At 39.6% G+C, this 12,089-nt stretch carries 11 protein-coding genes; 6 read left to right on the forward strand and 5 right to left on the reverse strand.

Annotated elements, in window-relative coordinates; genetic code table 11:
* Nucleotides 1-11: 11 nt before the first annotated feature.
* The gene (locus H5203_RS16970) at nt 12-347 is read right to left on the reverse strand and encodes a ribonuclease E inhibitor RraB (RefSeq protein WP_182731907.1); all 336 of its coding nucleotides are present in this window, start codon (nt 345-347) and stop codon (nt 12-14) included.
* Between the two features lie 203 nt (nt 348-550).
* On the opposite strand from H5203_RS16970, the gene H5203_RS16975 reads away from it, so the two are divergent.
* Genes H5203_RS16975 through H5203_RS16990 form a run of 4 tightly spaced genes read left to right on the forward strand, consistent with a single transcriptional unit; the run spans nt 551 to nt 7,680 of the window.
* Nucleotides 551-2,236: an autotransporter assembly complex family protein gene (locus H5203_RS16975; protein WP_259401968.1), complete on the forward strand. Its 1,686-nt coding sequence runs from the start codon at nt 551-553 to the stop codon at nt 2,234-2,236.
* Nucleotides 2,236-5,922 (forward strand): translocation/assembly module TamB domain-containing protein, encoded by a 3,687-nt coding sequence (locus H5203_RS16980; protein WP_145241618.1) that lies wholly within the window; start codon nt 2,236-2,238, stop codon nt 5,920-5,922. The genes H5203_RS16975 and H5203_RS16980 overlap by 1 nt, the downstream gene beginning before the upstream one ends.
* Nucleotides 5,923-5,947: 25 nt before the next feature.
* The gene (locus tag H5203_RS16985) at nt 5,948-6,763 is read left to right on the forward strand and encodes an amino acid ABC transporter substrate-binding protein (protein ID WP_145241620.1); all 816 of its coding nucleotides are present in this window, start codon (nt 5,948-5,950) and stop codon (nt 6,761-6,763) included.
* Between the two features lie 35 nt (nt 6,764-6,798).
* The gene (locus H5203_RS16990) at nt 6,799-7,680 is read left to right on the forward strand and encodes a peptidylprolyl isomerase (protein ID WP_145241622.1); all 882 of its coding nucleotides are present in this window, start codon (nt 6,799-6,801) and stop codon (nt 7,678-7,680) included.
* 54 nt (nt 7,681-7,734) lie between these two features.
* Here the strand turns inward: H5203_RS16990 and queF are convergent, their stop codons facing one another.
* Nucleotides 7,735-8,580: an NADPH-dependent 7-cyano-7-deazaguanine reductase QueF gene (gene queF, locus H5203_RS16995; RefSeq protein ID WP_145241624.1), complete on the reverse strand. Its 846-nt coding sequence runs from the start codon at nt 8,578-8,580 to the stop codon at nt 7,735-7,737.
* Between the two features lie 59 nt (nt 8,581-8,639).
* Here queF and syd point away from each other — a divergent pair, with 59 nt between their 5' ends.
* On the forward strand, nt 8,640-9,179 hold the full coding sequence (gene syd, locus H5203_RS17000) for a SecY-interacting protein (RefSeq protein ID WP_145241626.1): 540 nt from the start codon (nt 8,640-8,642) through the stop codon (nt 9,177-9,179).
* Between the two features lie 40 nt (nt 9,180-9,219).
* Here syd and H5203_RS17005 read toward each other — a convergent pair whose 3' ends face one another.
* From H5203_RS17005 to H5203_RS17015, 3 genes are all read right to left on the reverse strand, one after another.
* Nucleotides 9,220-9,993, reverse strand: coding sequence for a Zn-ribbon-containing protein (locus H5203_RS17005; RefSeq protein ID WP_145241628.1), 774 nt, complete (start codon nt 9,991-9,993; stop codon nt 9,220-9,222).
* A 17-nt stretch (nt 9,994-10,010) separates the two neighbouring features.
* Nucleotides 10,011-10,274, reverse strand: coding sequence for a hypothetical protein (locus H5203_RS17010; RefSeq protein WP_145241630.1), 264 nt, complete (start codon nt 10,272-10,274; stop codon nt 10,011-10,013).
* An 89-nt stretch (nt 10,275-10,363) separates the two neighbouring features.
* A complete protein-coding gene (locus H5203_RS17015) occupies nt 10,364-10,597 on the reverse strand; it encodes a DUF2789 domain-containing protein (RefSeq protein WP_145241632.1) in 234 nt (77 codons plus the stop codon).
* Between the two features lie 153 nt (nt 10,598-10,750).
* Between H5203_RS17015 and H5203_RS17020 the strand changes: the two genes are divergently transcribed.
* The gene (locus tag H5203_RS17020) at nt 10,751-11,398 is read left to right on the forward strand and encodes a GNAT family N-acetyltransferase (RefSeq protein WP_145241634.1); all 648 of its coding nucleotides are present in this window, start codon (nt 10,751-10,753) and stop codon (nt 11,396-11,398) included.
* Nucleotides 11,399-12,089: the final 691 nt, after the last annotated feature.

The following is a 12,089-nucleotide window of genomic DNA, read 5'->3' on the forward strand; positions in this document are numbered from 1 at the left end:
TGATTTTAGATTTAGGCGTCGTCGCCATCCATTAATCCCCAGCCATCACCATAACCGTTATAGCCATTTGCAATACTTTCTAAATATTGCTCTGTTTGGCCAAGTAAAGTGTGATCTGGCACCATCTCGACCTGAGTTACCACTTCCCAAATACCCGTGTCTGTGCATTGCACTAATTCGGTGGCAGGGGAGAGTTCATCTTCGGCTATCGCGGTGGCAAACTTTTCGGCATCTACTTTTTGCTCAAATAAAATATAGAAATCAATTTTGTGCATCTGCGCCAAATCTATACCCGCAGCGGCGATTTCAGCTAAAAGTTGGCCATTGTCATCATCAGGAAAGTGCATTTAAAAACTCAATAAAATTATTTCAAATTAGTATCGACTATTGTAACCAAAATAAAGCACATAAGCGTACTAATTTTCACATTTGAGTTACTGCGTGAAGTCACTTCAATATGGTACTATTTCAATCATTATCGGTAAATTTTTTTAAGTAAGGAAATTACTTGCCTAGTTGGATATTAACTCGCTTTGCGGTTGGTTTATTTTTGTTGTTTTCATTTCATGTATTTGCAGCTTCGCAAGTGGTAACTAGTTATGAAATTAATGGTATAAAGGGCGATCTTGAAAAAAACGTTGCGCTGTACTTAAAACAACTAGATGGTGAAAAAGTAACCAGCACTTTGTTAAGTCATGCAAAAAAACAAGTGGCGATTAGCTTAAAAGCACTCGGTTATTATAAACCGACCATTAAGTTAAAATATAATAATGAAACACAAACCTTAGTCGCTACCATTGAGCGCGGACCTGTAACACGAATTGCAGATGTACGTATCACTGTTCAAGGTGATGGTAAAGATGACCCTCTTCTCAAGCAAAGCATCATTAGTATTAATTTAAAGCAAGGAGATATTTTAAATCACAGCAATTATGACGCGGCGCGTAAAAAAATTGAAGGACAATTGCTTGAGTTAGGATATTTTGATGTTAAATGGCAAGCACATCAACTCGCAATTTCATTAAAGAATAACAGTGCTGAAGTGATTTTAACGATCGACACCGGTATTCGCTACCAATTTGGTGAGTTAGTTTTAGGTGAAGAAACCCGAGCAGAGAAATACATTCGTTCAATTGCAAAATTTAAGCAAGGTGAAGCTTATAAAGCAACCTTGGTTTCTGAGTATAACTTAGCACTTTCAACCACACCTTATTTTGCCAGTGTGCGTGTTTACGCTGATATTGCTAATCGTGCGAATAAGCAAGTACCTATTAGGGTTGACGTACTACATCGACCTGCCAACAGTTATGAAATAGGTGGCGGTTACAGTACAGATCTTGGTCCAAAAGTGCGTTTTAAATGGTCCAAACCTTGGCTCACTGAAAATGGCCACTACCTTGAAAGCAACTTAAATGTGTCGCAGCGCCAACAAGATATTTCACTTGGTTACACAGTTCCTGTTGATGATCCAAATGATGATTTATGGCGTTTTTCTGTCGGTTACAAGTTAGAAGATGAGTTAACTAACGACGTTTACAGTAAAATCCTTACTGGACAACTACAACGCCAATGGTTGACTGATGATAATTGGGTTCGTACTGCCTTTTTACGCCGCGATCGAGAAATATACCGAATTGGTGATGCAGAGCAAAGCTCAAAAATGTTAATGCCCGGGCTCAGTTACGCAAAAAAAGTCACAGAGGGAGGCACAACGCCATTATCAGGATATCAATGGTTATTGTCGGCAGAGTTTGGCTTAAAGGACATGTTTTCAACCACAAATATCGTCAGAATGCAGATACAAAATGCTTGGTTGCAAACATACCTTGACCGACATCTGATTTTTTTAAAAGCAAATATTGGTGCAATGCTAGTCGATGATATTGATAACGTACCATTTTCACTGCGTTTTTATGCTGGTGGTGATCAAAGCGTACGTGGTTTTGCATATCAATCAATATCACCTGAAGATGAAGCCGGTCGTTTGATTGGTGGTAAATATCTAATTACAGGTACTGTTGAATATAATTATCAATTTGCAGAGAGTTGGCGAGCAGCCTTATTTGTAGACAGCGGTACAGCGACCAATGACTTTACTGATCGTGTCGAAGTGGGAGCTGGGTTGGGTATTCGTTATTTAACACCAGTAGGCCCTGTGAGAATTGATCACGCGTGGGGACTCACTAAAGAAAGTAAAAGTACACGATTAAGTATTACCATAGGGCCTGAAATTTAATGTCAAGAATGAAAAAAATCATCACTGTACTCACAGTGTTTCTCGCCTCGGTATTCGTGCTGGTATTTTGTTTATTATTTACAGCACCAGGTAATCAGCTGATTGCCTATACTGCAAATAAACTAGTTGATGGCTTACACATAGATATTAACAATGGCCGTTTTTTATATAACGATTCATTTGATGTGCAGTTTCAACAAGATGGCTTAGATTTTAATGCTAAAAACCTAAAACTCGACCTATATTGGTGGGGATGTGAAGGTATTTGCATCGAAAATATTAGTGCGCAGAGTATGGCACTGATATTGCCCGATATTTCACAAAATTTAGCTGATGATGAAGCGACTGTTCCAGAGCAGCCAGTTGCCAGTAGTACTGATGAGATCAGTTTACCGATAGCAATTTCGATTAAACGTATCGCAATTGCATCGTTTAAGCTTGCTCATCCCAGCGCTGATGTCACAGTGACAAAATTTGCGCTGTCAGCCTCGGCAGAGCAATCCCTTGTGACGTTAAACTCACTCTCAATTGCTCAAGTTGATGTGCTGCTCAAAGAGACTCAATCACCTCCTAGCGAACCACTAACTGCACTTGCGGCGTTACCTGACATCCATTTTAGCTCGCCGCTTGCAGCAACACTTGAGCAATTATTGGTATCGAAAGTAACGATTGTACAAGGTGAGCAAAGTCATGAAATTACAGATATTAAAGGTGCTTTCTCAATTGCAAAAAGCCAACTGATATTACCTTCATTCAGTGCTGATTATTTGCAATGGCATTTGAGTAGCCAATTGAAAGCAACCTTAGTTGATGATACGCCTGTTACGGCAAAAATAACTCTTAACAATCCAGAGCATCAGCTCAGTTTGGCTGTGGATGGTGATTTACACGATTTGCAACTAGATGTAATCACCCAAGGGCAATATCCGCTAAGTGCAAAAATAAACGCAGATTTAAAAACGATAAACTTTCCTTTTTCAGTCAATGCAAATATTACTCAGTGGCAGCTTGAAGTAGATAACAACGCTTTAGAGATTAGTGATGTGCAGTTAACTGGCAAAGGTAATGCTGATGATTATAAGTTACAGCTAATAGCACAAAGTCAGTTGGCGGCATACCCTAAGGTACAGTTAAAGTCCTCTCTTAAAGGTGGCCTAACCCAGATCCACGTCGATGACTTGTCATTGTTAGCGAACGAGAGTAAAGCCACTATTACAGCGTCTGCGCGTTGGGATGAAGGTATCCATAGTGAGTTTTCAGGGCAATTAACTCATTTGAAAGCCCAGTACCTAACAGATGCGCTAACAAGTGATCTTTCAGGGCAATTTAACGGTGTTTTCAGTGCTGAGCAGCAGCAATGGCAGCTGAAAATGACCAATACTCAGCTAGCTGGTACGCTGAACGATATACCATTTAGCTTAGCCTCAGACTTTGATTTAAATAACTCACTGTATGCAAGCATTGACAAGTTTGAGCTTGCCAGTGGTGAGAATAAACTCACATTATCTGGTGATATTACTAAGCAGTGGAATATTAAAGGGCTGTTACATTTAAATAAAGCGCAGCAAAATGAACTCGAATTTACCGGTGTTGGTGAAGGTAAGCTTGCTATAACTGGGCAACGGTTGGAGCCGATAGTCAATCTAGATGTTGGCATCAGTCATTTAAGCTTTGCTGATATTGCGATTGAACATCTAGCGCTCAAGACCGACTTTAATTATGCCGCTGATTGGCAAACCAATGTGAGTTTAAAGCTCACAGATGCGAGTGTATCTGGTCGTCATATCAACAGTTTTACTATTGCAGCAGCAGGCGATAAAGCTGATCATCAATTGCAATTTAATTTAGATGCCGCTGACGGAGAAGCTCAATTTGAAGTTGCTGGTAAATTTACTAATCAATTATGGCAAGGCCATGTCAGTGATGTAATGCTTACTGATAATGTTATTCGCGTTAGCGCACAACCGGCGGTTGCAATTGAATTTAACATCGACAATGGTGATTTTTCGGTGCAGCAACATTGCTGGCAAAGTGACAATAGCAAACTTTGCGTTGAGCAGCTTAGCCAAACTAACCAACAAGGCCAGTTTAAAGCGCAACTGGATAATTTTGATCTAGCTGAGATAAAACATTTATTACCTGAGAATATTATTACCGAAGGGGGCTTGAACGGCCAACTAAATGCGAATTGGCAAAACACTCAATTACAAACTTTAACAGCAGTAATTAGCTCACATGATTTAGCGACCACGCTTATAAATGAAGATAAACGCTATCGTTTACCAATAGAAACATTTTCGCTTAACGCCACCGCAGATCAACAAAATGCACAATTGCAGGCTCGTCTAAGCTCTAGTGTGATTGGTGATATCAGTGCTGATCTCAATACTGAAGATTTAACTGGTCAGCAATTGCTTCGTGGTCAACTTATGATTGATAAGATTTTATTAACCGATTTACAGCCTTTTATGGGTACTCTAGAGCAATTAAAAGGCAGTATTAGCGGGCAAATTGCGTTAGCTGGCACGCTCAGTGCGCCATTGTTAAATGGTGAACTTGAGATTTCCGACGTGAATTTACAAGGCGAGCAACTTCCAGTTGCGATTGTGGATTCAAATATTAGTATCGCATTTGATAAAACCAAAGCCACCTTGGAAGGGAAGTTAAAAGATGCTGAAGGCGGTGAATTAGCACTGATCGGTGATATTGATTGGCAAGGAACTCAGCCTGCAGTTAACTTAGCGGTACTTGGTGAGCAGTTTTACGTGCGTGCGCAGCAAGGAGTGATTTTTAAGATCTCCCCAGACCTAAAAATAAGTTTAGTTGATAATGCTTTTAAACTAGCAGGGCAAGTGGTTGTCCCGTATGGTCGAATAGAAATAGAAGAGTTACCAGAAGGCGCTGTGCGAGTCAGTGATGATGAGATTATTATTGATAAGCAGACCAAGCAAACGCAAGCTGTGCCTTTTGATTACGATATAAACTTAAAGCTAATTGTTGAAAACGATGTGCGTATAAAATCTTTTGGTCTGGAGTCAAAAATTGAAGGTGATTTAGCGATTAAAATGGATCAACAAACGCCAATGATCACCACCGGTGAATTGAACTTACGACAAGGTACATATCGTTCATTTGGTCAAGATTTGATAATTCGTACCGGGCAAATTGGTTTTAGTGGCCCAATTGATAAGCCGTACTTAAATATTAAAGCGATCCGTAATCCAGACAATACTGCTAATGATGTTATTGCCGGGATCACTTTAACAGGCAATATCGATCAGCCTGTATTCAAAGTGTTCTCTGAACCAGCAATGGATCAAGCACAATCACTCGCTTACTTGTTAAATGGTCAACCACTAGGTGAAGGTGATAGCTCAACCGATGCGATGTTAACTCAGTTGTTGCTAGCACAAGGGGTGAGCCGTAGTGAAGGAATGGTTTCTAAAGTTGGTGAAACGTTTGGTTTATCTGATGTGAGTTTGAGCTCTAAGGGGAGCGGCGAAGAGACCAAAGTTGAAATTTCGGGTTACGTTGCGCCAGGCATTCAAGTGAAATACAGTGTGGGGATTTTTGACTCCCTCAGTGAAGTGGCAGTACGCTATCAGTTACTGTCGCAGTTATACATTGAAATCACCAGTGGCCTGTATCAAAATGTTGATATTCTTTATAAATTCGATTTAGATTAGTGGTAATGATACGTTGAGAAAACTAATGTTAGTTTACTTATTGTGTTCTTTTAGTGGGTACGCTAATACGCAATTAAGTGTACGTTACTCGGCAGGCAGCCATCCTTATTCTGCTGAGTTACTCGCACTGGTATTAAGTAAGTCTGCTATCACTATTGTGCCAGTTGAAGTACCTAGTATTCCATCGCAAACCAGAGCAATACGCTTGTTAGGCGATAAAAATGGTATTGATGTGTTTTGGGGGGTAACAAGCGCGAAATGGGAAAAACAAGCCAAAGCCATTTTGATCCCCATAGATAAAGGTTTACTGGGTTATCGTATTCCTTTAGTGCATGTTAGTAACAAAAATATGTTTGCAGAAGTTACGCATTCAGGACAGTTGCGTTCATTTCTATTTGGGTTAAGGCAAGATTGGCCTGACTCAGCTATTTTCGAACGCAATGAGTTATCTACGCTAAGGTATGGCATGGGGGCTAAGCCAATAGAAATGCTTCGTACTGGGCATATTGATGCACTTGCGTACGATATATTTGATGTGTCGAAAAATTACGGCAATGATGTTATTCACGATCAGCATATTGCTATTCGTTACCCATCCGCAGTGTACTTTTTTGTCGCAAATAATAATGAAACATTACATAAACTCCTTCAAGATGGACTATTGGCTGCGATCGCTGATGGATCTTTTGATGCGTTATTTTATCAGTATTTTGCCGCAGCTATTGCGCAAGCTAATTTAAAAAATCGTCGAATTATTGAGCTCATTAATCCCTTGTTGCCGCGCAGTGCGCCGATTCAGCAACAACAATTTTGGCTTGATAAAAAAACCTTAACCCAATAATGTAGCACCACTAATAATAAAAAAAGTTGTGGGATATGTTGAAAAAATCATGCTTAGCTGCGGTTGCGTTAATCTTGAGTCAAACAAGCGTGGCAAACACGGTTGAACAACCAACAGTCAGTGGCGTAATGAGTAATGTCAGCGCATCAGAATGGCGAATGGTAGATACTGATAATATCATTAAAATTACTCTACCTTCGGGCGCGGCGTATATTGAACTTAATCCATTACTTGCACCAAAACACACACAGAATATAAAAAAACTTGCTCGTGAAGGCTTTTATCGAGGTTTGAGTGTTTACCGTTTTGTGGAAGGTTTTGTAGCCCAAGGCGGTGATGCCAGTGGTAAAAAAGTAATTAACACTGCAAGTAAAGCAGTACCTGCTGAGTTTTATTTAGCGACTAAAACGGCACTTAAAATTACCGAACTGGATAGAGAAGATGGTTACGCTGCAATCACGGGGTTTTTAAATGGCTTTGCAGTGGCACAAAATGAAGCGCAAGCCCAAACTTGGCAAGTACATTGTAACGGTATATTTGCGATGGCAAGGGATAATGATATTAACAGCGGTGGCACTGAGTTTTATGTCACATTAGGTCATGGACCTCGTTACTTAGATAGAAATATTACCGTATTTGGCCGGGTGCTAGAAGGCATGGCTCATTTTAATCTGCTCTCACGCATAGAAACAGCAGGAGAGAAATTTAATCCAATAACGGATCTGCAAGTTTTAGCTGATATAAGCAAAGAGGACCGCAGTCAATTTAAGGTGCTAAAAACAGATTCTAATAGTTTTAAAATGTTGATTAAAGCGCGTCAAAATCGCAGTGAAGCATGGTTTGTAGAAACGCCTAATTATGTTGATGTATGCGGTATGTCAATACCAACTAAAAGAGTTAGTGAGCTAGAAAGTTAGCGAGTTGAAAATTAACCCCGAGCGGGCTCGGGGTTCTATACAATAAAATGACTATTATTGGCGGTTTATTTTCACGTTAAATGGTATTGTATCGTGATCTGTGGATCGATATGGGTTGATATCAAGGCCACCACGTCGGGTGTAACGGGCATAAACTTCAAGCTTGGTAATCTTCAATTGCGTGATTAAGTCACAATAAATACGCTCAACACATTGCTCATGAAACTCATTATGAGTACGAAAAGAAATCAAATACCGCAATAAAGACTCTTTACATACTTGCTCACCGGTATAGCGAATAATAATACTCGCCCAGTCAGGTTGTGAGGTGATCAAGCAATTAGATTTTAATAAGTGACTGTGCAGTGTTTCAGTCACTGTATTTGTCGCGACCGCTTGTAAAGAGTTAGCATGTAAATGGTAGTTATTAATTTCAATGTCTAAGTCGTCAATGCACTCACCAGGCAACGGCGTACAGGGTAAACAGTTATAATCACTCGGGCTGTACAAAGTAACATTGACGGGCTTTGCTACTGCTGTCGATAGATCCGCAGTTAGAATAGCCTGTACGTCATCAATTGAATCAAAACGGCTTTGATTAAAGCTATTTAAATATAACTTAAAAGACTTTGATTCAATGATATGGCTACTTTGACAAGGAAATTCAAAGGTGGCCACGGCAACCACAGGTTTACCTTTTGCGTTTAACCACGATAGCTCATAGCCAGTCCAAAGATCTTGACCCTTAAAGGGTAAGGCACTTTCATCAATATTTAAATCATCGCGGTTAAGTTTACGTGCGATCGGAAACAATAAGCTCGGTGTGTAGGTATCTACATACTCGGTTGATTGGCCAAGTACGCTGCCTTTTAGTTCAGGTGAATTGCTGTAATCTGTCATGTTACGTCTTTTATAGTTACAATAGTGCCATTATACCTAAAGCTTATGAGTTTCACAGTATGAGTATTGCTACAGAATTAGAACAACTTCATCAACGATTTGCCCAGCGCCAGTTAGAGCAAACAGATTCATTACCATGTATTGAGCACGACAGTGATTGGTCAAGCCCTTGTGAGGTTGGCAGTGCGGATGCAAATGGTATGATCCAATGGCAGGCGACGCGTCGCAGTCCTACAGGCTCTTTAACTGATTTAGCAGCAGCCCTTGAGGTTGAGTTTCCACAAGCACTGAATGAGTATTATGGCGCGTTTTTCGCAGGAGCAATTACTGCCAAAATAAACCAACATAGCGTGGAGTTACTGCAAGCTTGGAATGAAGATGACTTCGATTTACTGCAGCAAAATATAACCGGGCATGTATTGATGAAGCGTAAGCTTAAGCAAGAGCCAACGGTATTTATAGGCCTAACGGATCAAGACGACTTATTAGTATCAGTATTAATTTCTTCAGGTGAAGTATGTTTGGAGTATATCGGAAAGAAACCGCATCATACCTTAGCGGCTAATCTTGGAGAGTTTATTGCAGCACTTGAAATATAACAATGCTAAAAAAGGGAACTGCAGTTCCCTTTTGTTTTTATTACTGAAAATCCCATGATATATTAGACACTAAACCACATGGTTCACACCTAAAATCAAATAAGCCAAACCATGATTCAGGTAACTTCCAATCGTTATTACAGCCTGGGCATTTACGTTCAAGCTCAGATGCTTTGTCTTTGCCACCAACCCGATACAAATAATAATAAACTGGCTTTTTAGTTAAAAAGCTAACACGTTTGGCAATATCTTTACCGCGACGAGAAAGATCGCTATCAATGTTTGATATTTCATCTAACGCAGGAAATTCACAACGTGTTGCACCATTAATTTGAATTTGGTCGCAAGCTTGCCAGTCTTCTTGCCATTTTATTAAAGTTTTATAATCACCATTGGCAATAGCGGGTATTTTAAACAACGGAACGGGTAAAAAATCATCACCGCAATACAGCGGACTACATGTATGCACATAGGTTGTATATAAAATATAGCTGGACGGCTCATGACACTCATCTGCATCATTAGAGTGAATATCTTGGCCGATCACTTTTACTTTTGGTGCCAGCAATCCAGCGCTATGTAATTTATCAATGCTGTGTTTTACAAATGGACTGTTGTTGAGCGGGTGCATTGCATCATCAGTGGGACACATAACACGCGTTACAAAGTAGCCATCTTTTAATACTGTTGGGAATTCTTCTCCCATTATTTGCCCATTAAAGCGCAGTGCATTAACTAAGCGGTTTATCGCTTGTTCGGCATTTTCAAGGGTCGTGTCTTGGTAACAATCAAACGTTAAATCAACAACAAACATGATGGATCTCTAATTTATTATTTTTCAAGTAGTGCTAGTAAGCGGTCTAGTTTTGCTTCGATGCGATCAAGTTGACTAGAGTTATCTATAGTCTCACTTTTTTGCTGAGGTTGTTTTGCTAAATTATGGATAGAATCAGGGTTATTTTTATATTGGCTAACAGCAGCAATAATAACAGGCAATGGAATAGGTTGTGTCAGTTTACTTTTAGTTAAAGCTACAGTAGGAATTTTGCCTTCATCAAGAAGGGCTTTAATTGCATCAAAAACAACAGCATTCATTCGATTTTTAAACTCTTTAAAGTAAGGCATAGCACTAACATGTGCTGCGCCGGGTATAATAACAGGTGGTTGGCCGTAGCCAAATACTTTTACTGCTGACGTAAACGTACATCCAGTTCGTCAATCACTTCACTCCAATCACCATCTTCTGCTAATGATTCAGCAATAAAATGTTGTTGTGCTTGATCCCAAAAAGGGGCGTCTTGTAATAATGTTGTGGCGGGTAATGAATGAGCAGCAATGAAAGTGTCAATCTCAGCCTCTGAACTTGGTAAGCCGAGTTGTTTGAATAATGTATTGATATCGTGTTTAGTGGTATCCATGTCATGCTCCTTGATGGTAACAGTAAAACAGTTATAGAACTTTATGATGGGTTGTTAGAGTTTAACACCCGCTGAATTTGCCTTTTAACGCAGATAGGAATATACCTATAGTTATTGATGTACAAAAAATCAAAATAATAAAAAGGACTAGCTATGACAGTTGAGACTGAAAATGAGACATTTCGAGTTCAATATATTGCTGCAGAAGACATTAGTATTGCTGCGAGCTTAATCTATCAAGCTTATCATGATGATCCGCTATTGCAACCAATGCTCAATTATAGTGAGGCGAATAAAGCCGTTTATGAAAAAAAATTACGTGCTCTGATCCGTGAAGAGCTCAGTACTTTTTGGCAAGAAAAACAGCCGCTGATTGGTTTATATAAAAATGATCGTTTAAAAGCGGTTGCGTGTGTATTCGAATCATCAAGTCAGCTGCAAGCACAGCGCTATTGGCACTGGCGTTTAAAGTTAATGCTTAGTGCTGGCTATTTGCAAACAAATCAATTAATTGAGAAAGAGCAAACGATCCGTAATGCGCTCGCAGCACAAGGAAACTACTATTTTTTAGCCTTTATTGCAGTTGATCCTCATTTTCATGGTGAAGGCCTCGGCCGTCATCTACTTCGTGGCTTGAATGATTTAGTTAGCGGTAATCCAGCTGCATCGGGTATGGCTGTATTTGTAACCCAAGATAAACATACCGCGTTTTTTGCCAGTGAAGGTTTTGTGCACTTACAACAACTGACTTTTAACAATGTACAAGGTGAACTGCTATTTAAATCAGCTCAACAGCATTGATTTAAGATAAAGCGCCATAATGGAAATGTCACTGTGAGAGATATCTTACATTATCGTGCGCTTAAGCCTTTTATATCGCTGTGATCATGATTGATTTCATCGTAACAAACTGTTTTATAGTAAAAAAATTTTTTTTGCAAATTTGTTACATGAAAATTATTATTATTTATGACTACCGCTGAGTCCACTTTGCTTTAAACTTTACTTTGTCAAGACGACACAGACTCAATGAATGAGCTGCTGCCAAGGAAACGGATTATGGCAATTAAGCAAGATGCTTAGCAGGAAGCAAATGGACAAGTTAACACGGATGCAAGGATGAGTTAGGACACTGCGAGGATGCAGTACATTAGCGGAGCTAATGATAAGGATAGCCCAAAGGATTATATTACAGGAAGTAATAGGAGCGTTTGGAAACGCAGGACGGCCAGGTAGGCAAAGAGGATAACACTAGGATGTGTAGGATATTGCATAGATGCAATGTGAGGGTGTATTTGGATATATACCCGTTCAGGGGATAGATAAAAATGGTAGCTTCGGCGTAGGTATGGATGCCTTATTATGGACGAAGTCAGATTGGGGCGTAACTATATGTTACGCCTTAGTTTTTTATAGTTGACGTGAAATGATTAAATATCAGTGTGCGCTGATAACTTTCTAACTTTCTAACTTTCTAACTTTCTAACTTTCT

The organism is Pseudoalteromonas sp. SG41-1 (assembly GCF_014164575.1).
GTDB lineage: Bacteria > Pseudomonadota > Gammaproteobacteria > Enterobacterales > Alteromonadaceae > Pseudoalteromonas > Pseudoalteromonas rhizosphaerae.